We start from the raw sequence: 21348 nt of genomic DNA, 5'->3' as shown, positions 1-21348 counted from the left end.
GCATGACGGTCAATACCGAGAACACCACCCTCCTCGTCATCGGCGGCGGCCCGGGCGGCTATGTCGCCGCGATCCGTGCCGGGCAACTGGGCATCCCGACCGTGCTCGTCGAAGGCGCGGACCTGGGCGGCACATGCCTGAACATCGGCTGCATCCCGTCCAAGGCGCTGATCCATGCGGCAGACGCCTTCCACCAGGCCGCCGGCTACGCGGGCGAGTCGCCGCTCGGCATCCGCACGGGCGCGCCGACCATCGACGTCAGGCAAACGGTCGCGTGGAAGGACGGCATCGTCAAGCGCCTGACGGGCGGCGTCGGCGCGCTGCTGAAGAAGAATGGCGTGAAAGTCGCGCAAGGCTGGGCGCGCATCCTCGACGGCAAGACGGTCGCGGTGGGCGACCTGCGGATCCATTGCGAACACCTGCTGCTCGCGACCGGCTCCGTGCCCGTCGAACTGCCGTTCATGCCGTTCGGCGGCAACGTCGTGTCGTCGACGGAAGCGCTCGCCCCCGGCACCCTGCCCGAGCACCTGGTCGTCGTCGGCGCCGGGTACATCGGCCTGGAACTGGGCATCGCCTACCGCAAGCTGGGTGCGCGGGTGACGGTCGTGGAAGCGGCCGGCCGCGTGCTGCCCGCCTATGACGACGAACTCGTGAAGCCCGTTGCGGCGAGCCTGAAGCGGCTGGGCATCGGCCTGCACCTGGAATCGAGCGTATTGGGCCTCGCGGAAGACGGCCGTGGCGTCCGCATGAAGGATGGCGGCGGCGAGGAAGTCGTGCTGGAAGCGGACCGCGTGCTCGTCGCCGTCGGCCGGCGGCCGCGCACGGCGGGCTACGGCCTGGAGAGCCTGCTGCTCGACATGAACGGGCGCTATGTCCGCACCGACAACCAGTGCCGCACGTCGATGCGCAACGTGTGGGCCATCGGCGACCTCACGGGCGAGCCGATGCTCGCGCACCGCGCGATGGCCCAGGGCGAGATGGTGGCCGAGATCATCGCCGGCAAGCGCCGCCATTTCACGCCAGGCGCGACTCCCGCCGTCTGCTTCACGGACCCGGAAGTGGTCGTCGTGGGCATGACGCCGCAGGAAGCTGCTGGGTTGGGCGTGGATTGCATCGGCGCGAGCTTCCCGTTCGCCGCCAACGGCCGGGCGATGACGCTGGAGTCCACGGACGGCTTCGTACGCGTGGTCGCCCGCAAGGACAATCACGTGATCGTCGGCTGGCAGGCGGTGGGCGGCGCGGTGTCGGAACTGTCTGCGGCGTTCGTGCAATCGATCGAGATGGGTGCGCAGCTGGAGGACGTCGCGGGCACGATCCACGCTCATCCGACGTTGGGCGAGGCGGTGCAGGAAGCGGCCCTGAGGGCACTGGGCCACGCGCTGCACATCTGACAAAAACGCACGGGCGAACGGCGTCGCCCCCGGCGCCTTTCGCCCGTACCGCGCACCAGACCGCTGGCGCGCCCCCGATCCCGGACCCGCCGGGCCTTACTCCGATGCCTTGTCGTCGTCCGACTGGCGGCTGCCCGCGTTGCCGGTGCTCAGGCTGCCGATGCCGCCGAGGCCGGTCTGCAATTCACCCGCTTCCTCGCCGACGAAGCCTTCGCTGTCGCGGTCCGCATCATTGCTCAGCAAATCGTCCGCCCTGCCTTTTTGCAGGTTGCCGCCGGTATCCGACTGAGCATTCGTACCGGCGCCGGTGCCGCCCGCGCCCAACGTGCCGGCGGAACTCGTGCCGTCCTTCGTCACCTGGTCGTAGTTGCGCCCTTTGGCGTTGTTGCCTTCGCTCTGCATGGACATAGGATTCTCCATTCGTTCGCGTTGATGACCATCATAATCCTCCCGTATCCGCCCACTATAGGCACGCACCCGGCTGGCTTGTAGGACATGTCGGGCGAGAATGACGCAAGGCATGTCTTGTATGCTATAAAACGATGTTGCAATTGATGAATGACGAATGAACGAACCGAACATCCTGGTGATCTACGCCCACCCGGCGCCGCACCGCTCGCCCGTCCACCGCCGCCTCGCCGAGACGGCACGGGCGCTGCCCGGCGTCGAGCTGTGCGACCTGTACCAACGCTATCCCGATTTCGATATCGACGGCGAGCAGGAGCGCGAGCGGCTGCGTGCCGCCCACCTGCTCGTGTTCCTGCACCCGTTCCGCTGGTATGGCATGCCGTCCATCGTCAAGGAATGGATGGACGTCGTGCTGCAGCCCGGCTGGGCCTATAACGATTACGCCCACACGGGCGAGTGCGCGCTGCGCGGGAAAAGCTTCTGGCTCGTGACGACGACGGGCAGCGGTCCGGACGCCTACCAGCCCGGCGGCCTGCACGGCCGGCCGTTCGCCGACTTCCTCGCGCCGTACGAAGCGACGGCCGCCCTGTGCGGCATGGACTGGATCGCGCCGCTCGTCATGCACGGCGCCGCACAGGCGACGCCGGAAGCGATCGACGCGTTCGCTGGCGAATTCCGCCATCGTCTCGAAGGCTATGCGGGGCTGGCGGCCACATCGGGGGAGCGCCCGCATGGAGCAAGTCATGGAAGATAAGCTGCTGCAAAACGCGGTCGTCTACCTCGGCGCCGCCGTACTGGTCGTCCCGCTCGCGAAGCGTCTCGGCATGGGCGCCGTGCTGGGCTATCTCGTCGCCGGGATCCTCATCGGCCCGTTCGGCCTGCGCTTCGTCGCCGATGGCGAGGACGCGCTGCACTTCGCCGAATTCGGCGTCGTGCTCCTGCTGTTCCTGATTGGCCTGGAGCTGGAACCAAGCCGCCTGTGGGCGCTGCGCCGGCCGATCTTCGGCTGGGGCGGCGCGCAGGTGCTCGGGGTCGCGGCCGGCCTGTTCGGCGCCGCGCTATTGGCCGGCATCGACTGGAAGATCGCGCTGATCGCGGGCCTGGGCCTGTCGCTGTCGTCGACCGCGATCGCCCTCGCCTCGCTGGAAGAACGCAACCTGATGCCGACACCGGCCGGCCAGGCCGGCTTCGCGATCCTGCTGTTCCAGGACATCGCCGCGATCCCGATGATCGCCATCGTGCCTTTACTGGGCGTGCCGGAATCCGCCGGTGGCGGCGGGAATGCGTGGATCGCGGCGCTGAAGGTCGCGGGCGTGCTCGCGGGTCTTGTCGTCGCGGGCCGTTTCCTGCTCCGGCCCGTGCTGCGCATCATCGCCAAGACGGATGCCCGCGAAATCTTCACCGCGTTCGCGCTGCTGCTCGTGATCGCGATCTCGCTGCTGATGCAGTGGGTGGGCATGTCGATGGCCCTCGGCGCCTTCATGGCCGGCGTGCTGCTGGCCGACTCGGAATATCGCCACGCGCTCGAGACCGACCTGGAACCGTTCAAGGGCCTGCTGCTCGGCCTCTTTTTCATCGCGGTCGGCATGTCCGTCGACTTCGCCGTGTTCCTCGCGCAGCCTGGCCTCGTGCTGGGCCTCGTCGCCGGCTTCCTGGTCATCAAGATCGCCGTGCTGTACGGCCTGTCGCGCGGGCTGAAGATCGCGCGCGGCCAACACCTGCAGTTTTCCCTTCTGCTCGCGCAGGGCGGCGAATTCGCGTTCGTCGTGTTCGGCGCGGCCGCGACGGCAAAGGTGTTCTCGCCGGACGTGGCGAACATCCTCGTCGTCGTCGTCGCGCTGTCGATGGTCGTGACGCCGCTCGCGCTGATGGCCTACGACCGCCTGTCGGCCGGCCGCGAGGGCCGCGGCGGCAAGCGCAAGGCCGACCGCATCGAGCCGAACGAGGACCACGTGATCGTCGCGGGCTTCGGCCGCTTCGGCCAGATCGTGGGCCGCTTCCTGCACGCGAACAACGTGCGCCTGACGGTGCTGGACCACGACCCGGACCAGATCGAGGTGCTGCGCCACTTCGGCTTCAAGGTGTTCTATGGCGACGCGACCCGGCCCGACCTGCTGCGCGCCGCGGGTGCGCCGAAGGCCAGAGCCGTCGTCGTCGCCATCGACGACATCGAGGACAGCCTGAAGCTCGTGGACGCCGTGCGGCGCGAGTATCCGGACCTGCCCGTGTTCGCGCGCGCCCGCAACGTCACGCACTACTACCAGCTGATGGACCGGGGCGTGGAACTGATCGAGCGCGAGACCTTTGAAGCGGCGCTGCGGCTGGGCCGCTCCGTGATGACGGCGGGCCTGGGCCAGAGCGCGTACGCCACGCGGCAGGCCGCGCTGAAATTCAGGCGCTACAACAAGCAGACGCTCGATGCGGTGTATCCGTATTACAAGGACCGCGAGACGTTCGTGTCGATGGCCAAGCAGGCGCGCGAGGAACTCGAGGCCATGATTTCGCGCGACCGCAAGGCGTTCGACGAGGAGACCGGCAGCGACTGGGACTAAGCGCGTGACGCGTCATCATCCTGCGGCGCCGGCTGGTCCGTCCACGTCGGCCCCGGCGTGGACGGCTTCCCGTCCACCCAGTCGATCCGGTCGATGCACATGCGCCGCGCCGTCTGCGCGAGGTCCCACGCGTGGTACACGATCCATGTGGACGTGCCGTCCGGCCCGGTGGTGAACGAATTGTGCCCCGGCCCCAGCAGGTCCCCGCCTTTCGGCGTACGCATGAGCAGCGCTTCGTGCCCGCCTTCCGGCCGCGTGTACGGCCCGAGCGGATCGTCCGCCACGACCCAGCTGACGCCATAATTGTCGCGCTCCCACGCGCCGCCGCTGTAGAAACAATAGTAGCGGCCGTCGTGCTGCAGCACGGCCGCGCCCTCCACCGTGTGCCAGTCGTACACGGCCCCGTACATCGTGCGGCCCTTGCGGAACACGTGCCAGTCCTCGTGCGGACGGACCACGACGCGCGGTTCGCCCGCCAGCGTCGTCATGTCGACGAGCCGGTCGACGACGATGCCCGTGCCGACGCGGTACCCGCCTTCCAGTTCCAGGAAATCGGCGCAGTAGAACAGATACCACTGCCCGTCCTCCGCACGGAACGGATGCGCGTCGATGGCGAACGGTCGATCGGGCACGAGCAGCTTGCCGCTGTCGACGAACGGGCCGGCCGGGTGGTCGGCGACGGCCACGCGCAGCTTCTGGTCCGTGCCTTCCGGCGCCGACCCGGCCGAGTAGTACATGTAGAAGCGGCCACCGTGGCTCGCGACTTCCGGCGCCCAGTAGTGCGCCTCGCCGATCGGCAGCAGCGCGTGGGCCAGCGGTTCCCATTCGACGAGATCCGTCGAGCGCAGCACCGGCACCTGGCGCCCGTCCGCGCCGCCCGGCGCCGTGCCGTACGCGTAATACACGCCGTCGTGGCGCAGCACGAACGGGTCCGCGAACACGTCCGGGTAGACCGGGTTGCGATACGTCTTCGCCATGGGCACGCTCACAGCGAGAAGCGCAGCCCGAGGCCGTACGTGGTCGGGTTGTAGCGGATGTCGCGCGGACGGATCTCGGAGCCGAGATAGCTTTCGTACTTCTCGTGCGTGAGGTTGATCGCGTCGAATTGCAGCGACAGGTTCTTGTTCAGCGCATACGACACGCTCAGGTCCACGTACGTGCTGGCCTTGACGATGCGGTCCTGGAAGAAGCGCGGCTCGGCGATCTGCTCGACGTAGTTGCCGCGGTGCGTCGCGGTCAGGCGTCCCGTGATGCCGTTCCCTTCATACAACAGCGCGAAGTTGTAGTTCTTCTTCGCGACATTCGTCAGCGCCGTCGTGCGGTATTCCGTGCTCGTCGGCGAGACGGGCGTCTGGTTGTCGCCGTCGATCCACGTGTAGTTGAACTGCGCGCCGAAATTGCTCCACGGGCCGGGCAGGAAGTCGAAGAACTTCTGGATGCCGAATTCCGCGCCGCGCAACGCGCCCTTGCCGGAATTTTGCGGACGCGTCACGCGATAGTTCTGGCCGTTGATGACCTCGCTCGACTCCATGTTCTGCAGGTAGCCCTCGATGTCGCGGTGGAATAGCGCGATCTGTGCGTAGCCGTTTTTCGGGAAGTAGTATTCGAGCGTGGCGTCCGTGTTCACGGAGCGCGTCGGCCGCAAATTCGGGTTGCCGGACGAGCCGGTGCCGGGCGCGTTGACGGTCGGAGGGATCAGCGACAGCGCCGGGTTCAGCGACACGAAGTCCGGCCGCGTGATCGTCTTGCCGACCGCGAGGTGGGACTGCAGGTTCTCGCGCCAGCCGACGACGGCCGCAACGCTGGGCAGGAAGTTGTTTTCCGTCGAGTTCACGGCGATCGGCGTCACCACGTCGCCGATGCGGCTGTTGCCGTTCAGGTTGCGCGCCACGTGGACGTAGCGCCCGCCCACCGTGCCGGACAGGTCGACGTCGCCCGCCTTCGTCTTCCAGCGCGCCGCGAGGTACACGGTGTTCGTGCCTTCGCGCTGCTCGAAGGTGCGGGTCGGATCGTCCGGCACGCGGCCCGGAGCAGCGCCGTAGAACGCGCGTACGGTGTCGGCCTGGTCGATCAGGAAGTCGCGCGACGGCGTCAGCCACGGCCCGCCGAGCCGGTCGAGGCCCGGCACCAGCGCTTCGAAGCCGGGACCGAACGCGTCGACGGGGTTCGCGCGCACCGCCCCCGCGATGTCGCTGTGGCCTTCCGCGCCGTGGAAGCTGGCGAGCCGGTTCGACAGGCGCAGGCCGGCGTCAATGCCCGAGAAGAAGCCGTCGCCGAGCCGGTACGACACGTCGCCGCGCCACTGCACCTGCTCGCCCTTCGAGATGCCCCAGTTCTGCACCATCCCGCGCAGCACGAAAGCGCGCGGGTCGCGCAGGGCGTTCGGGCTCGTGGGCGTGCTCACGCTGTTGTAGCCGCCGTGGCCGTCCGCGCCGTACGTGTAGACGCCGACGCTGGCGCCGGGGATCTGCTGGTCGACGATCACCGTGTCGTTCACGAACGTCGACTTGGTCCAGCCGAAGTTGGAGCTCGCCTTCCACGGTCCCTCGCGGTAGTTCAGGCCGAGGTTCAGGAAGTGCGACGTCGTGTGTTCCTTCACGCCCCACGTCGACGTGGCCGTGTACGGATCCCAGTCGTACGGCCCGCCATACTGCGCGGCCTGCGCGTACGCGGACTGGATCGGGCACACGACGCCTTCCGGCGTGTCGCAGTAGGCGCCCTGCGGCGCCAGCTGCACGTTGGTCAGGCGCGGCGTCCACGTCGTGATGGCGAGGATGTAATCCACTTCGCTGCGCGCGCGGTAGCCCGTGCCGAGGTATTGCACGTTCGCTTCCAGCGTCGGGTTGACCTTCCACTGCAGGGCGCCGTGGATGCTGCCGCGATCGCGGTCGCCCGCGTTGTAGATGCCGCCCACGTTGGGCAGCTCGCCCAGGCGCGCGCCCGGCGTCGATGGCGCGAGCGGACCGTCGCCCAGCCGCGTGCCGACGCCGTTCGCATCGATCGAATGCACGCGGTCGGGACGGTCGACCCACTGCACGGGATAGCCCCAGTGCTCGCGGTTGAACGCCACGTCGACCAGCGCACCGATCTCGCCGTAGCTCGTGTTCCAGCGGTTGCTGGCCGAGAAGCCGGCGCCCGGATTGTTCTTCGTCGACGTCGCGTCCGACCCGCTCACCTTCTGGCGGCGGTCTTCCACATAGCCCGTCACGTTCCGGCCCTTCAGGTCGAACGGCTGGCGCAGCCGGACGTCGATGCCGCCCGCGATCCCGCCTTCGAGCTGGTTCGGCGTCGCCGTCTTGTACACGTCCAGGCCGCCGATCGATTGCACGGGCAGGTCCTGGTACTGCAGGCGGCGGCCGTTCCCCGTGAAGTATTCCATGCCGTTCAGCGTCGTGACGACGTCCGGAAGGCCGCGGATGATCACCTGGCTGGTTTCTCCCCGGTCGCGGCCGACCTGCACGCCGGCGATCCGCTGCAGGGCGTCGCCCGCGGCGCGGTCGGGGAATTTGCCGATGTCTTCCGCGTTGATCGAGTCGACGACCTGCACGGAATCGCGCTTGATCGCCTCGGCGCTGCGGATGCTGCTGCGCAGGCCGGTGACGGTGACCTGCTGGACTTGCGCGCCCGGCGCAGGGGTGGACTGCGTGTCGGTGGTTTGCGCGCTGGCGGCCTGGGCGAGCAGCGCAAGGATGGCCGCGCACACGGGCCGGAGCTGGAACGTGGTCATGCGATTCTCCTCATAATTAGTAATAATTTTTATCAGGAAGCTAACGCAAAAGTCGGCAAGCCGACGCACGCTTGAACCCGCTTTTCGAGCGGTTTTACAGCATAGGCGGGGCTACGGAATCGCGTGCCACCAGAGGGCATTCCATCTTGATGATGGCCTTCGAGGCATGGTTCGCGCGGCATTGCGCGATGAGGGAATCGGCCGCCCAGCGGCCCATTTCGTAGTTTGGTAACAACACTGTGGTCAGCGGCGGGTGAGTGTAGCGGGCGATATCCTGGTCGTCGTACCCGACCACGGACAGGTCGCGCGGCACCGCCAGCTTGCGTTCGCGGGCCGCGTCCAGCGCGCCGATGGCCATCAGGTCGTTGGCGCAGAACAAGGCGGTCGGCCGCTGCGGCAGGTCCAGCAGCGACAGCGCGTGCTCGTACCCCGCCGCGACCTGCCAGTCGCCCGCGCGCACGAGGACCGGATCGAATGGGATGTCGGCCGTCGACAGCGCCTGCCGATACCCCTTCAGGCGCTCGGCGGCCGCCTCGATCCAGTGTTCGCCGTTGATGAAGCCAATGCGGCTGTGTCCGTTCTCGATCAGGTGCATGGTCGCCGTATAGCCGCCCAGCAGTTCGCTCGGCACGACCGATGCCCGCCCTCGGTCGCGCGTATGGCAGTTCAGCAGGACGGTCGGCGTCGCCTCCAGCGCGGCCGGCACCGTCACGGCGCGGGTGAAAATGGTGGAGTAAATGACGCCCAGCAGCGCCGGATGGTCCAGCATGCGCGCGAACACGGCCGCTTCCAGCTCGGGATCGCCGCGCGTCGCGAACACGGCGACGAGGCAATCCTGCTCCCAGGCGGCCTCCTTGGCGCCGTCGATGGTCTGCATCGCGTGCGGACTCGTCGTCAGCTCGTCGGTGAGATAGACGATCAGGTTGCGGGTCCGGGCCGCGGCCGGATGCGCGTGCCGCTCGACGGGGTAGCCGAGCTCGCGCGCAATCCGGAGCACGGTCTCGCGCGTGCCCTTCGACACTTTCGCGCCGCTCATGTGGTTGATGACCAGCGACACCGTCGATTGCGACACGCCGGCCAGCTTGGCGATGTCGGTCATCGTGGGTCGGCGGGGCCTGGTCATGTCAAAGGTCTTCGCATGGGATCATCGGTTGCACAACATTATCACTAATTATTACTTCGTTGTAGTTGAATTAAATTTGAGCACATTTGTGCCAATGCACCTAAGTGCTTATAATTCAGCCTAAACGCAGCCGCGCTCATCGAGCGCTCCGCCTCGGCCGGCGCCACCTATTGCCGGCGCCAGCCATGACAGTCCCGGGTTGCCCGGACCGCTCAGCAAGCACTAACTGTTCCGGTGGATGACCGTCTTCGGGAACACTGCGATCCGGCTCGACCTGGGTGGCGCGGCGCCGATCGTGCAGACCGTCGCCGACAATCTCCCGGTGGCCCTGTTCGAAGTGCTGGAGCAACTACCGCTGTCGATGCTCGCGTCCGGCCTCGCCACCGTGGTCGTGATTACCTTTTTCGTCACGTCCGCCGATTCGGGCGCGCTGGTCGTCGACATGATCACCTCCGGCGGCGCCCCGAATCCGCCTGTCTGGCAACGTATCTTCTGGGCCGCGTGCGCGGGCCTGATGGCCGCCATGCTGCTGCTGGCGGGCGGGTTGCAGGCACTCCAGACGGCTGCCCTCGTCAGCGCATTGCCGTTCGCCGTGGTGATGCTGCTCATGTGCTACGGCCTGCTGCGCGCGTTGCAGTCGGAATCGGAAGGGTCGGCGATCGACCTGTCGTAGATCGCGGCCTTTCTCGGCGGACCCGGACGCGCGGCCCTCGGCGCGGTGGCGGCGGAGATGCGGGACAGCGGACTGGCGCCGGAATTGACCGGGACCGACCGCCGGATCGACCTGAACGTGCCCCACGGCGACCGCGGCACGTTCCGCTACACGATACGCGTGCGCAGCTTCCGTGCGCCAAATTCCGCGTGGTCCGAGTCCGGGGAGAGGAACGGCGACACGCGTCACTACCGGGCCATGGCCTACAGTTCCGAAGGGGACCAGCAGCACGACGTCACGGGCTACACGCACGAACAGTTGATTAACGACCTCCTGAATCGCTATGCCCGGTTCCGTCACGCGCGGAGGATGCCCTGATCAGTTGCGGGCCGCTCCCCTGCTCCGACAATTCATCCAGCGGATTGCGCAGCCGGCACGCTTCGATCGACAGGCAGCCGCAGCCGATGCAATCGTCGAGCTGGTCGCGCAGCCGGGTGAGCTGTTCGATGCGGTCATCGAGCTCGCGCCGCCACAGGCTGGACAGGCGCGTCCAGTCGGCCTTCGTCGGCGTGCGCTCTTCCGGCAGCGACGCCAGCGCCGCGCTGATCGACGCGAGCGGGATGCCGATGCGCTGCGCGACCTTGATGACGGCCACGCGCCGCAGCACGTCGCGCCCGTAGCGCCGCTGGCCACCGCTGCTGCGCACGCTGCGGATCAGTCCCTTCGATTCATAGAAATGAAGGGCCGACGCTGCGACGCCCGCGCGCCGCGCGACCTCCCCCACCGTCAATGACCGCCCGATGTCGGCCGCGTCTATCTTTGCCATCAAAATCCTCTTGACCTCAAGTTAAGTTGAGGTTCTACACTCCTTTGCATCGAAACGCAACCACGAGGAGAACCGCATGAACGATCGCATGAATGCCGCCGCCACGAACAAGGCCCTGGTCCGGACGCTGTACGAAGAATGCATCAACGGGCGCGACCTGGACCGGCTCGAGTCCCTGATTGCCCCCGACTTCGTCGGCGCGCGCGGCGAACGGGGGCCGCGCGAATTCCGCGCGACCATCGAAGCCGTGCTCACGGGATTTCCGGGCGTGCGCTTCGAACTGCACGACATATTCAGCGAGGATGACAAGGTCGCCGTCCGCTGGACGTTCCGCGCCATGCATGGCGGGCGCTTCGTCGGTATCAAGCCGAGTCTCGCGGAGGTGACGCAGGAAGGCAATGTGATCTACCAGCTGCGCGACGGGCAGATCGTGCGGGCGTGGCTGCAGGCGGACCGGTTGGGGGTGCTGCAGCAGATCGGCGTCGTGCCGAAATCGTTTGTCGAAGCAAGCGGGCAACGGCCGATCTGACGTCGTTCCCGCGCAAGCGGGAACCCATGCTGAGCAGCAGAATCCGGTAGATTGGAGAAGTCGCACAGGTTTGCCGGAGCGGCTTCGGTGGCTCAGTATGGATCCCCGCATGCGCGGGGATGACGGTTTCTAGGTAGCCGCCACTTGTTCCCGCAACGCCGGCAATGCGCCGCCCTGCCCGTCGAACAGCCACGCCCGCGCCGGATCGAACCGCAGCCTGACCGCCGTCCCCGGCGCCGGCAACGGCACGTCCGGCGCACACTTGGCCGCCACCATGCCGTCGACGCCGTCGACCTGGACGTACGCGAGCGTCACGTCGCCCAGGTATTCGACGAGCGACAACCGGCCCGGGATGCCCGCCTCGCCGCCGGTCTCGAGCCGCAGGTGCTCCGGCCGCACGCCCAGGGTCAGCGCGGCGCCGCCCTGCGCCTGGCTCGCATCTGCCGCCACCTGCGCCATGCCGCCGCCCGGCACGCGCACGGTCGCGAGGCCGCCCGTGTGGCCCGCCAGCGCGGCGGGAAACGCGTTCATGCGGGGCGAGCCGAGGAAGCCCGCGACGAACAGGTTCGCAGGCCGCTCGTACAGTTCCAGCGGCTTGCCCACCTGCTCGATGCGGCCGCCGTTGAACACGACGATCTTCTGGCCCAGGGTCATCGCTTCGACCTGGTCGTGCGTCACGTAGATCATCGTCGCCTTCAAGTCCTTGTGCAGGCGCGCGAGTTCCACGCGGGTCTGCGCGCGCAGCGCGGCGTCGAGGTTGGACAGGGGTTCGTCGAACAGGAAGACTTCCGGCTTGCGCACGATGGCGCGGCCGATCGCCACGCGTTGCCGCTGGCCGCCCGACAGCGCCTTCGGCTTGCGGTCCAGCAGGTGCGCGATCTGCAGGATCTCGGCCGCGTGCCGCACGCGCGCGACGATGTCCGCCTTCGGCACCTTCGCGAGTTTCAACGCAAAACCCATGTTCTCGGCCACCGTCATGTGCGGGTACAGCGCATAGCTCTGGAACACCATCGCGATCCCGCGCCGGGCCGGCTCCACCGTGTTGCTAACGACGCCCCCGAGCTCGAGGGTGCCGTCCGTGATGTCTTCCAGCCCCGCGATCATCCTCAGGAGAGTCGACTTGCCGCAGCCGGACGGTCCCACGAAGACGACGAACTGGCCGTCCTCGATGTCCAGGTCGACGCCCTTGATGACGGGATTGTCGCCATAGGTCTTGCGGATGCCGCGCAGCCTTACCGATGCCATAGAATCTATCCTTTCAATCCGCTCGCTGCCAGGAAGCCCTGCGTCACGCGGCGCTGGAACAGCACGTACGCCAATGCCACCGGCAAGGCGCCGAGCAGCGCCGCGGCCATCAACTGGGCGTAGCGTACGCCGAACGCATCGTACGTCTGCGTGAGGCCCAGCGGGATCGTCATCATGTCGTTCGACGTGACGATGATGAACGGCCACAGGAAGTTGTTCCACGCCGCGATGAACGTCACGATCGCCATCGCCCACACGATATTGCCAGAGATGGGCAGGTACACGCTCCACAGTACGCGCAGCGGGCCCGCGCCATCCATCACGGCGGCCTCGCGGAAATCGGCGGGAATCGCGTCGAAGAACTGCTTGAACACATAGATCACGACCGGCGACACGACCTGCGGCAGCACGATGCCCGCGTACGAATTGATGAGACCCAGCTGGTGCATCGTGCGGAACAGCGGCACGAGCAGCGCCTCGAACGGCAGCAGGAAGCCCAGCATGGCGATGCCGAACACGATGCCGCGGCCCCGGAAACGCAGCTGGGAAAACGCGTAGGCTGCCATCAGGCTGATCGCCATCGTCACCACCGTCACCAGCAACGCGACGAGTAAGCTGTTGAACAGCCAGCGCACGACGTTGCCGGCGCCGAGCGTCTTGCGGTACGCGTCCAGCGTCCAGTCCTGCGGCAGCCAGTGGAAGTTCGCCGACACCGTCTCGAGCTCCGGCCGCAGCGACGTGGACAGGGCCCACAGCAGCGGAAACGCCCACAGCGCGGCGAGCACGATGGCGCAGGCGGCGCCGGCGACCGTCCAGAATGAGGCCCTCATGCGTCCCTCCCGGCCAAAAATTTCACCAGCCACGCCTGCGCCAGCGACAGCAGGACGACGATCGCCACGAACGCCATCGCGACCGCGGCCGCATACCCGGCATCGCTCTGCGTGAACGCCGTCTCGTACATGTAGTGCAGCGCGACGCGCGTCGTGTTGAACGGCCCGCCGCTCGTGAGGATGTACGTCTGGCCGAACACTTTCAGCGACGCGATCAGCTGCAGGATCAGCGCGGTCGTCGCGACGGGCCGCAGCGCGGGCCACGTGATCGTTCGGAACAGCGTGAAACCGCGGGCGCCGTCCAGCGCGGCCGCTTCGTACAGCTCGGCGGGGATGTTGCGCAGGCCGGCGAGGAACAACAGCATATTGAAGCCGACCGTCCACCAGATCGTGCCAATGGCGACGGCGGGCAGCGCCCAGTACGGGTCCGCGAGCCAGGCGCGCTGGCCCCCGAGGATGTGATTGACGACGCCGGACGACGGCTGCAGCATCCAGTCGGCGATCAGGGTCATCACGGAGATCGGCAGCACGAACGGCAGGAAGAACGCGCCCTGCAGCCAGCCCTGCACGCGCGTGAAGCGGTCGACGAGCAGCGCCATCAGCAGGCCGATGGCGCACAGCGGGATCACCGTCAGCAGGGAAAAATAAAACGTGTTGCCAACCGAATCCCAGAACGACGGGTCGTTCAGCAAGGTGTGATAGTTGTCCAGGCCGACGAAGGCGCTCGTGCGCGTGAGGCTGCTCTCCGTGAGGCTGAGCCAGAACGTCTGCAGCGCCGGCAGGAAGAAGAACAGGCCGAACGCCAGCACGAAAGGCGCCAGCAGCAGCCAAGCCGGCAGGGTGTCGCGCCGGGCCGTCGTCGGCCCCAGGGTCATGTCGTCGCGTTGCATGGCGCCCCTCAATAGCGCGGCGGACGCTTGCGCACGAGGCGCGCCGCTTCCGTCTCGAACCGGTGCACGGCCTGCTCCGGCGTCAGGTAGCCGTACAGCGCGGCCGGCAGGAATTTCGACGCGATCGCCTCCAGCGGTCCGGCCGCGCCCATGTACCAGCCGTCCGGATCGTACACGACGTCGTTGGCGACCTGCGCGTACATCGCATTCGGCATCAGGCTTTTCGCAGCGGCCGATTCGGCGACGGGCTTGTACGCGGGGATGTGGCCGCCCTCGGCCCACCCGAGCGAATGCTTGCTGACGTAGGCGATGAAGCGCATCACAGCCTGGACTTTTTGCGGCGACGGTTCATGGCCCGGGTTCGCGGGCAGCGCGAACGCGTGCGAATCCGCCCACGTGGACGCGTTCGCGTACATCTTCGGCAGCGGCACGATGCCGTATTCGAAGCCGAGCGTGCCGGCCTTCGTCGCGCGCACGAGCTCCGGCACTTCCCACACGCCGTTCAGCATGAACGCGGCGCCGCCGCCCATGAACTGGCTCGTCGACGCCGGGTAGTCGAGGCCCGCCTGCGCATAGCCCTTCGTAAACCAGTCGCTGATGCGCGACAGCGTCGCGGCGCCGGCCGGGCCGTACGTGAAGCGGCCATTGGCAATGATCGTGACGTTCTGCTGCGCGAGCATGGCCAGCCACAGGCGCCAGATCGCATACGAACTCTGGCTGCTTTCCATCGTCAGGCCGCGCTGGCCCGTGCGCACGGTGGCGGTGCGGAAGGCGTCCGTCAGCGCATCCACGCCGTCGATCGGCTTCAGCTTGCCGTCCGCGCCGAGCAGGCCCGCCTTGCCCGCGAGCGTCTTGTTGTAGTAGAGGACGAACGGGTGCACGTCGAGCGGGATCGCATACGTCGCGTTCTGGTACTGCGCCTTGGCCCACTGGCGCGGCAGGTAGTCCTGGCCGCGCAGGCCGGCCGCCGCCAGCTCGGCGGGCGCGATCGGCCGCAGCACGCCGCCACCGGCCAGGTTGACGATGCGCGACAGGTGGATGGTCGCGACGTCCGGCCCGGCGCCCACGACGGAGGCCGTGATCAGCTTTGTATAGAAAGGCTCACCCCATTTGAGGGTCGTGCTGACGACGCGCACGTCGCGCTGGCTGGCGTTGAAGTCGTCGACCAGCGCCCGCATGCGCGCGCCGTCGCCGCCCGAAAGCAGCGTCCACATCCTGACTTCGACCTGCCCCCGCGCGGGGGCATTCACGCCCGCCAGCCCGAGGAACAGGGTCGCAACCAGCGCGGCGGCGCGCGGGAATCCGCGTCGCGCCACGTTGTCTCCTGATTGTCCTTCTCGTTCGTTGTGGCGCGCGGCTGTCAAGCTGTCTTTATGCGACTTTACGCCGTGCGCGCGCCCCGGGACCGCCACGCCCGCGGCGTTCGAAGCCCGGAGGACCCGCGGACGGACCGGGTTCGGTCGGCGGGATGTCCGGTGCTTCCAGCTGCGGAGGCTGGCGCTCTCCCGGATAGGCTAGCACTTCTGCCGTTTCTCCGACGCGCGTCCACTCGACAGGGAAATCGGGCCCCCGCCGCGCGCGCCAGCGCTGGCTGTGGCCGAGGGGGTCCAGCACCCAGTCCTGCAGGTGCGCCTGCGGGCCGCGCGTGGCCTGGGCCAGTGCTTCGATCGGCGCCTTCGGCACGCGGTCTTCCGTCAGCAGCCCGTTCTTTTCGAGGAAGGTGTCCGTCAGCTGCGTGTAGCAGAAGCCGGACAGCGGCCGGCACCGGTGCACCGCCGACATCAGCTGCTGGTAACGGGTCAGCAGCTCCTTGCTGTCCTTCGCCACCGAATAGCCCCAACCCGACTCCTCGCCGGGTTTCGACATGGCAATGCCACCGAACTCGGACAGGAACAGCGGCCGGCCCAATCCGGTAAAACCGTCGATGACGAGGCGGCGCCGGTCCGGCTGCACGTGTTCCAGCGTATAGGCGACGGCTTCGCGGCTGCCGTAGCGTTCCAGCAGCACGACCGGGTCCTGCTCGTAGTCGTGCACGCACACGAGGTCGCCGCACGGCATCTCCCAGCCGTCGTTGCCGACGACGGGGCGGGTGCCGTCCAGCGCGCGCGTCATGTGGTACAGGGCGCGCACGAAATCGACCTGGCGCCGGTCGTTCACCAGTTCCGGCACGCCCCACGATTCATTGGTCGGCACCCAGGCGACGATGCAGGGGTGCGAGATGTCGCGTTCGACGAGTTCCTTCCACTCTTCCATCACGCCGTGGATCGTCGCGCTGGAAAAGCCGTACGCGGACGGCATCTCGCCCCACACGCACAGGCCCAGCACGTCGCACCAGTACAGCCAGCGCGGATCTTCCGACTTCTGGTGCTTGCGCACGCCGTTGAAGCCGAGGCGCTTGATGAGCAGGACGTCGTGGCGCAGCTGGTCGCTCGACGCGACCATCAGGCTGTCCGGCCAGTAGCCCTGGTCGAGCACCATGCGCAGGAAGTAAGGGCGGCTGTTCAGCACGAAGCGGTCGCCTTCCACGCTCACCGTGCGCAGCGCCGTGTAGCTTTGCACGCTGTCGATCAGGTTGCCCTCGGCCGAGCGGATCTCGATCTCGGCGTCGATCAGCTGCGGGCTCTCCGGACTCCACATCCACAGGCCGCGCGCGTCGTCGATGCCGGGGTCGGGCAGCTGGAAGATACGGGATAGGCGCGGCCCGGTCAGCAGGCAGCGGTCGCCCACGAGCAGCCGGTCGCCCAGTTTCAGCGTCACGTTGGCCATGCCGCCTTCCGGCACGTGGGCGATGTCGGCGTCGAGCCGGATCTGCCATCTGGCGACATCGGCCGTCCAGCGCAGCTGCGCGACGTGCGCGCGCGGGACCTTTTCGATCCACACGGTGCGCCAGATGCCGCTCGTGCGCGGGTACCAGATCTTGTGCGGCTCCGGCTCCCAGTCCATCTTCCCGCGGGGCTTGTGCATGTCCTGCGGGTCGTCCTCGGCCTGCACGGCGATCTCGAGGATCGAGCCGTCCAGGTGGCGCGTGACGTCGAGGGAAAACGGGCTGTGGCCGCCCCGGTGCTCGACGGCGAAGCGGCCGTTGATCCACACGCGGGCCCGGTAGTTGACGGCGCCGAAGTGCAGGATCAGCCGCTCCTCCGGTCCCGGCAGCAGCGCGGGGTCGAGCGAAATCTGGCGCTTGTACCAGACGCGCCGGCGGTAGCCGCGGTCGTGCACGCCGCTGGCGCGCGCTTCGGGTGGATACGGGACGACGATCGTGCGGTCGAACGGCACATCGGCCGGATCGACGTAGAGGGTCGAGTCGTCGAACATGGCCTGCCAGGGGCCGTCGAGGCTGCGCCAGGCGGCGCGCCGCAATTGTGGGCGGGGATATTCCACGTTTGCGCTCCTTCGTTCTTCGGTACGGCCTACTCTAGGAGCCGTAACTGCCGCTGGCAAGCCCTTTCACTACCGGTTACAAAGCGATACCAGCGACGTCGCATCAACGAGACAGGCGGGACACGGCCACGCGTTCGAACACCGCGCGGTAGCCGGCGCCGCCCATCGCCACCAGGCCCAGCCTTGCCTGCGGTCCGAGGCGGTGCGTCCAGGTCCCGCCCCCGACCCAGGTCTTGCCGTCCTGGCTCGAATATGCGGTATAACGCTCATCCCCCCCGACCCGGAGGACATCGAGCCGCAGCCACGTGGTCGTCCCCGGCGTGCCGACGACCGTGTTGCCGTAGCGCGGATACGCGGCCGGCACGGGAGACAGCTCTTTCGCGAACTCGACCTGGTGCAGGCCGCCGTGCGCCATCTCGACGAGCTTGACGTAGTTGTCGTCGTCGCGCATCACCACCAGGCCCGCCTGCACGGCCGTCTTGCAGCAATCGTCCGGCACGGCCAGTCTTACCACCGCCTCGACACGGTAGTCGCCGTCCGGCAGCGCCGCCTGCAGCACGCTGGCCGTGTTCGTGTCGACGTGCAGGTCGGTCGCGGCCGTCGCCACCGTGAAGCCCTGGGGGCCCGTCGACCAGGCGTCGTCGGCCGGCGGGCGCTGCCACGTCCACCGCTCGTCCAGCTTCGTGCCGGCAAAGGTGTCCGTCCACGCGGGACTCGTCTTCTGCCCGGGCGCCGGCGCGAGCGTCAGTGCGCGGGGACGCGTACCGGCGACCGTGGCGGGCGCGGGCCGGGGTTCGTCGCTGGGCGCGCCGCGCGCGACGGGCCAGCCGTCGACCCAGTCGATACGGTCGAGCAGCGCAAGGCGCCGCGTCAGCTTGTCGGGCGCGCTGAAGAACGGCTCGTTCACGTCGATGCCGTGGTAGATCGTCCACCACTGGCCGGCCGCGTCGGGGAAGACCGTGTTGTGGCCCACCCCGACCCAGCGGTTCCCGTTCTGGAACAGGACGGGCGTGCCGCCGGCGCGGGGCGCGGCCAGGTCCTGGCCCATCCGGTCGAGGAACGGCCCGGCCGGCGTGCGTGCCCGGCCCGCGTAGACGGCATAGCCGGTCAGCGGGCCGTTGCAGCAGTCCGTCGTGGAGCCGAACAGGTACCACCAGCCGCCGTGCCGGACGACTTCCGCCCCTTCGTAGCGCCACGCGGTGCCCACCTTGCGCGGCGTGCCCTCGGCCTGGAGGCCGTCGAACCGCAGCGGCTGCACGTACACGCCGCCGCCGTAGCTGCCGTAATAAATCCATTTGCGGCTGCCGTCCTCGACGACCTTTGGATCGAACGTCCACTGGAAGTCGCAGCCGGGTCCCGCGCGCCGGGGCGGCACCACCGGCTTCGATGCCGGCACCCACGGGCCGGCCGGGCTGTCCGCCATCGCGACGCCGATGGCGCTGTCCTTGTCGCAGCCCGCTTCGGGGCTGTGCGCGTCGGCCACGTCGGTCACGGTGAAGTACAGGTAGTAGTGACCGTTGAGGAAGGCCGGCTCCGGCGCCCACAGGCCGGACGTGGGCGCCGCCAGCCCGGCCGGACGGTCGACGAACGCGTCGCCCACGTAGTTCCACGCGACCAGGTCCGTCGACCGGTAGATGGCGATCATGTGGAAATGCCAGTCGCCCTTCTCGCCGTCCAGCGGACGCTCCTTCTTGCTGACGGGATCGCTCGTGCAATACAGATACCACGTGGGCGTCTTCGCGCGCGGGTCGCGCAGCACGGCCGGGTCGGCGCAGTTCTGGGCTGGTTCGCCATTCGCCAGGTGGACGGGGAGCGGATTGCGATAGGTGGCGGCGGGCGCCGCCCATGCGGGTGCGGCCAGTGCACATGCCAGTGCGCCGACATACCGTAGCGACCCCGTGCGTAGCGATCCCATCGTCCCTCCCTGATTTTTGCCGCAGAGCTTACCCCAAGCGGCCCGGGCGGGATGCACGGTTGACACGCTTATCGTTGTTCATGTGCCCAACTTGTTGCCGGATGATGAACAACCCCGTCGCATCGTCCCAACTGCAAGGGCCCGGGCCGGGCATTGCGTGACACGCTCTGGTATCATGACGATTGTTTCCGCTTCGAGATCCACACGTTGACGCACCACACGAGGATGGCCACCGGCCTGCTGTTTGCGGCTCTGCTGAGCGCCGGCACGGCGGTCGCGAAGGACGCGACCCTGCGCCCCTGGCCCGCGGGCCAGCCGACGCCGGCCCTGCAGGTGACGGGCCTGGACGGACAACCGTGGGACGTGGCGAGCCTGCGCGGGAAAGTCGTCGTCGTGAATTTCTGGGCCAGCTGGTGCGGCCCGTGCGTGGACGAGCTGCCGGTCTTGAAAGGCCTGGCGGGCCGCGACGGCGTCGCGGTCGTGGGCGTGAACTACAAGGAACCGCGCGATACGATCGAACGTTTCACGCAGGACCACCCGCTCGGCTACCCCGTCCTGCGCGACCGCACGGGCGATGCCTTCAAGCGCTGGACGCCGGGCGTGATGCCGACGACGATCCTCGTGGACCGCACGGGCCGCGCGCGCTGGCGCACGGTCGGCGAGATCCCGCCGGACGACACGAAGCTGCGCGCCGCCATCGACGCGCTGCTGACGGAGCCGCAACACCGAACAAACAACCAAAAATAGGGAAAAGCCATGCAAGACACCAAACCGTCCACCGCCCGCCGTGCGCTCCTCAGAGCGGCCGGCGGCCTCGCGCTCGCCACCACCCTGCCCCGCGCCGCGCTGGCGGCGGACGCGCAGGAACGCCACTTCGACCCACGTCCGGGCGACTGGAAGAGCTACGAGGTGGTGACGAAGGTGGCCCTGAAGCGCGCCGCCGGTCCGTCGACCGTGTGGATCCCGCTGCCGGCCATCGACACGGAATGGCAGCGCAGCCTGTCGAACAACTGGTCCGGCAACGCGAAGAAGACGCACGTCGAAAGCGACCCGCACTACGGCGCGCGCTTCCTCGTCGCCGAATTCGATGGGAGTGTCGCGCCGATGCTGGAAGTCGTGTCGCGCATCCAGACCCGCGACCGCGCCGAGAACTGGAAGACCCGCACCCCGGGTACGGAAGCCGCCGAAGACCTGCGCGTGTGGCTGCAGCCGACCGACCTGATGCCGCTCGACGGCATCGTGAAAAAGACGTCGCTGACGATCACCAGGGGCGCGCGTACGGATGAGGAAAAGGTCCAGCGCATCTACGACTGGATCGTGCTGAACACGTTCCGCGAGCCGAAAGTGAAAGGCTGCGGCACGGGCGACATCAAGACGATGCTGGAGACGGGCAACTTCGGCGGCAAGTGCGCCGACCTGAACGGCCTGTTCGTGGGCCTGTGCCGGGCTTCCGGCGTGCCGGCGCGCGACGTCTACGGCATCCGCATCGCGCCGAGCGCCTTCGGCTACCGGGAACTGGGCGGCAAGCCGGCATCGCTGCAGGGCGCCCAGCACTGCCGCGCCGAGGTCTACCTGAAGCAGCACGGCTGGGTCGCGATGGACCCGGCGGACGTGGCCAAGGTCATGCGCCAGGAAACCGCGGACTGGATCAAGGACCCGGACAACCCCGTCGTCGCGCCCGTCAAGCGCGCGCTGTTCGGCGGCTGGGAAGGCAACTGGATGGGCTATAACTTTGCCCACGACGTGCGCCTGCCGGGCTCCGTCGCCGGCAAGGTCGGCTTCCTGATGTACCCGCAGGCGCAGAGCGGCGGCGAAGCGTACGACTCGCTCGCGCCGGACACGTTCAAGTACACCATCACGTCGCGCGCCATCTGACCGA

At 68.0% G+C, this 21348-nt stretch carries 19 protein-coding genes; 8 read left to right on the top strand and 11 right to left on the bottom strand.

Annotation, left to right across the window (positions count from 1 at the left end):
- The first annotated feature begins 2 nt into the window (after positions 1-2).
- On the top strand, positions 3-1391 hold the full coding sequence (lpdA, locus tag ACEN9G_RS28315; RefSeq protein WP_413340416.1) for a dihydrolipoyl dehydrogenase: 1389 nt from the start codon (positions 3-5) through the stop codon (positions 1389-1391).
- A 96-nt stretch (positions 1392-1487) separates the two neighbouring features.
- On the opposite strand, the gene ACEN9G_RS28310 is transcribed toward lpdA, so the two are convergent.
- The gene (locus ACEN9G_RS28310) at positions 1488-1799 is read right to left on the bottom strand and encodes a hypothetical protein (RefSeq protein WP_413340418.1); all 312 of its coding nucleotides are present in this window, start codon (positions 1797-1799) and stop codon (positions 1488-1490) included.
- Positions 1800-1956: 157 nt separating this feature from the next.
- On the opposite strand from ACEN9G_RS28310, the gene kefF reads away from it, so the two are divergent.
- A complete protein-coding gene (gene kefF / locus ACEN9G_RS28305; RefSeq protein WP_413340419.1) occupies positions 1957-2553 on the top strand; it encodes a glutathione-regulated potassium-efflux system oxidoreductase KefF in 597 nt (198 codons plus the stop codon).
- Positions 2543-4351: a glutathione-regulated potassium-efflux system protein KefC gene (gene kefC / locus ACEN9G_RS28300; protein WP_413340420.1), complete on the top strand. Its 1809-nt coding sequence runs from the start codon at positions 2543-2545 to the stop codon at positions 4349-4351. Before kefF ends, kefC begins: the two co-directional genes overlap by 11 nt.
- Here kefC and ACEN9G_RS28295 read toward each other — a convergent pair.
- The 3 genes from ACEN9G_RS28295 to ACEN9G_RS28285 form a co-directional block, all read right to left on the bottom strand.
- The gene (locus ACEN9G_RS28295; protein WP_413340422.1) at positions 4348-5328 is read right to left on the bottom strand and encodes a glycoside hydrolase family 43 protein; all 981 of its coding nucleotides are present in this window, start codon (positions 5326-5328) and stop codon (positions 4348-4350) included. The genes kefC and ACEN9G_RS28295 overlap by 4 nt on opposite strands.
- An 8-nt stretch (positions 5329-5336) precedes the next feature.
- Positions 5337-8078, bottom strand: coding sequence for a TonB-dependent receptor (locus tag ACEN9G_RS28290; protein ID WP_413340423.1), 2742 nt, complete (start codon positions 8076-8078; stop codon positions 5337-5339).
- 94 nt (positions 8079-8172) lie between these two features.
- A complete protein-coding gene (locus tag ACEN9G_RS28285) occupies positions 8173-9201 on the bottom strand; it encodes a LacI family DNA-binding transcriptional regulator (RefSeq protein WP_413340425.1) in 1029 nt (342 codons plus the stop codon).
- A gap of 238 nt (positions 9202-9439) precedes the next feature.
- Here ACEN9G_RS28285 and ACEN9G_RS28280 point away from each other — a divergent pair, with 238 nt between their 5' ends.
- Together ACEN9G_RS28280 and ACEN9G_RS28275 are read left to right on the top strand one after the other, a co-directional pair.
- Complete coding sequence (locus ACEN9G_RS28280; protein ID WP_413340427.1) at positions 9440-9874, top strand: BCCT family transporter; 435 nt, start codon at positions 9440-9442, stop codon at positions 9872-9874.
- Between the two features lie 57 nt (positions 9875-9931).
- Positions 9932-10231 carry a hypothetical protein gene (locus ACEN9G_RS28275; protein ID WP_413340429.1) on the top strand — a complete coding sequence of 100 codons (300 nt, stop codon included), beginning with the start codon at positions 9932-9934 and terminating at the stop codon, positions 10229-10231.
- Here the strand turns inward: ACEN9G_RS28275 and soxR are convergent.
- Positions 10176-10679, bottom strand: a complete 504-nt coding sequence (gene soxR / locus ACEN9G_RS28270) for a redox-sensitive transcriptional activator SoxR (protein ID WP_413340430.1) — start codon at positions 10677-10679, stop codon at positions 10176-10178. The two genes, ACEN9G_RS28275 and soxR, sit on opposite strands and share 56 nt — an antisense overlap.
- Before the next feature lie 76 nt (positions 10680-10755).
- Here soxR and ACEN9G_RS28265 point away from each other — a divergent pair, with 76 nt between their 5' ends.
- Positions 10756-11208 (top strand): ester cyclase, encoded by a 453-nt coding sequence (locus ACEN9G_RS28265; protein WP_483127354.1) that lies wholly within the window; start codon positions 10756-10758, stop codon positions 11206-11208.
- A 129-nt stretch (positions 11209-11337) separates the two neighbouring features.
- Here ACEN9G_RS28265 and ACEN9G_RS28260 read toward each other — a convergent pair whose 3' ends face one another.
- The 6 genes from ACEN9G_RS28260 to ACEN9G_RS28235 all read right to left on the bottom strand — a co-directional run bounded on the left by ACEN9G_RS28260 (position 11338) and on the right by ACEN9G_RS28235 (position 19469).
- Positions 11338-12453 carry an ABC transporter ATP-binding protein gene (locus tag ACEN9G_RS28260; protein WP_483127353.1) on the bottom strand — a complete coding sequence of 372 codons (1116 nt, stop codon included), beginning with the start codon at positions 12451-12453 and terminating at the stop codon, positions 11338-11340.
- Positions 12454-12458: 5 nt separating this feature from the next.
- Positions 12459-13283: a carbohydrate ABC transporter permease gene (locus tag ACEN9G_RS28255; protein ID WP_413344643.1), complete on the bottom strand. Its 825-nt coding sequence runs from the start codon at positions 13281-13283 to the stop codon at positions 12459-12461.
- On the bottom strand, positions 13280-14173 hold the full coding sequence (locus tag ACEN9G_RS28250) for a carbohydrate ABC transporter permease (RefSeq protein WP_413344645.1): 894 nt from the start codon (positions 14171-14173) through the stop codon (positions 13280-13282). Before ACEN9G_RS28250 ends, ACEN9G_RS28255 begins: the two co-directional genes overlap by 4 nt.
- An 8-nt stretch (positions 14174-14181) precedes the next feature.
- Entirely contained in the window at positions 14182-15489 is a 1308-nt protein-coding gene (locus tag ACEN9G_RS28245; protein ID WP_483127352.1) for an extracellular solute-binding protein, read from the bottom strand.
- A gap of 55 nt (positions 15490-15544) precedes the next feature.
- Entirely contained in the window at positions 15545-17554 is a 2010-nt protein-coding gene (locus ACEN9G_RS28240; RefSeq protein WP_413344855.1) for a glycoside hydrolase family 2 protein, read from the bottom strand.
- Between the two features lie 103 nt (positions 17555-17657).
- Positions 17658-19469 (bottom strand): family 43 glycosylhydrolase, encoded by a 1812-nt coding sequence (locus ACEN9G_RS28235; protein WP_495605489.1) that lies wholly within the window; start codon positions 19467-19469, stop codon positions 17658-17660.
- Positions 19470-19676: 207 nt separating this feature from the next.
- Here ACEN9G_RS28235 and ACEN9G_RS28230 point away from each other — a divergent pair, with 207 nt between their 5' ends.
- Both ACEN9G_RS28230 and ACEN9G_RS28225 read left to right on the top strand, forming a co-directional pair.
- Positions 19677-20216 (top strand): TlpA family protein disulfide reductase, encoded by a 540-nt coding sequence (locus tag ACEN9G_RS28230; protein ID WP_483127350.1) that lies wholly within the window; start codon positions 19677-19679, stop codon positions 20214-20216.
- Between the two features lie 9 nt (positions 20217-20225).
- Positions 20226-21344, top strand: coding sequence for a transglutaminase-like domain-containing protein (locus ACEN9G_RS28225; RefSeq protein WP_413343555.1), 1119 nt, complete (start codon positions 20226-20228; stop codon positions 21342-21344).
- Positions 21345-21348: the final 4 nt, after the last annotated feature.

The organism is Massilia sp. Masssp94 (assembly GCF_059491305.1).
This window is presented reverse-complemented; position numbering and strand designations above follow the sequence as displayed.

Coding starts and splice junctions, on each gene's coding strand:
- lpdA (WP_413340416.1), top strand. CDS start 3: ATGACGGTCAATACCGAGAACACCACCCTCCTCGTCATCGGCGGCGGC.
- ACEN9G_RS28310 (WP_413340418.1), bottom strand. CDS start 1,799: ATGTCCATGCAGAGCGAAGGCAACAACGCCAAAGGGCGCAACTACGAC.
- kefF (WP_413340419.1), top strand. CDS start 1,957: ATGAACGAACCGAACATCCTGGTGATCTACGCCCACCCGGCGCCGCAC.
- kefC (WP_413340420.1), top strand. CDS start 2,543: ATGGAAGATAAGCTGCTGCAAAACGCGGTCGTCTACCTCGGCGCCGCC.
- ACEN9G_RS28295 (WP_413340422.1), bottom strand. CDS start 5,328: ATGGCGAAGACGTATCGCAACCCGGTCTACCCGGACGTGTTCGCGGAC.
- ACEN9G_RS28290 (WP_413340423.1), bottom strand. CDS start 8,078: ATGACCACGTTCCAGCTCCGGCCCGTGTGCGCGGCCATCCTTGCGCTG.
- ACEN9G_RS28285 (WP_413340425.1), bottom strand. CDS start 9,201: ATGACCAGGCCCCGCCGACCCACGATGACCGACATCGCCAAGCTGGCC.
- ACEN9G_RS28280 (WP_413340427.1), top strand. CDS start 9,440: ATGACCGTCTTCGGGAACACTGCGATCCGGCTCGACCTGGGTGGCGCG.
- ACEN9G_RS28275 (WP_413340429.1), top strand. CDS start 9,932: ATGCGGGACAGCGGACTGGCGCCGGAATTGACCGGGACCGACCGCCGG.
- soxR (WP_413340430.1), bottom strand. CDS start 10,679: ATGGCAAAGATAGACGCGGCCGACATCGGGCGGTCATTGACGGTGGGG.
- ACEN9G_RS28265 (WP_483127354.1), top strand. CDS start 10,756: ATGAACGATCGCATGAATGCCGCCGCCACGAACAAGGCCCTGGTCCGG.
- ACEN9G_RS28260 (WP_483127353.1), bottom strand. CDS start 12,453: ATGGCATCGGTAAGGCTGCGCGGCATCCGCAAGACCTATGGCGACAAT.
- ACEN9G_RS28255 (WP_413344643.1), bottom strand. CDS start 13,283: ATGAGGGCCTCATTCTGGACGGTCGCCGGCGCCGCCTGCGCCATCGTG.
- ACEN9G_RS28250 (WP_413344645.1), bottom strand. CDS start 14,173: ATGCAACGCGACGACATGACCCTGGGGCCGACGACGGCCCGGCGCGAC.
- ACEN9G_RS28235 (WP_495605489.1), bottom strand. CDS start 19,469: ATGGGATCGCTACGCACGGGGTCGCTACGGTATGTCGGCGCACTGGCA.
- ACEN9G_RS28225 (WP_413343555.1), top strand. CDS start 20,226: ATGCAAGACACCAAACCGTCCACCGCCCGCCGTGCGCTCCTCAGAGCG.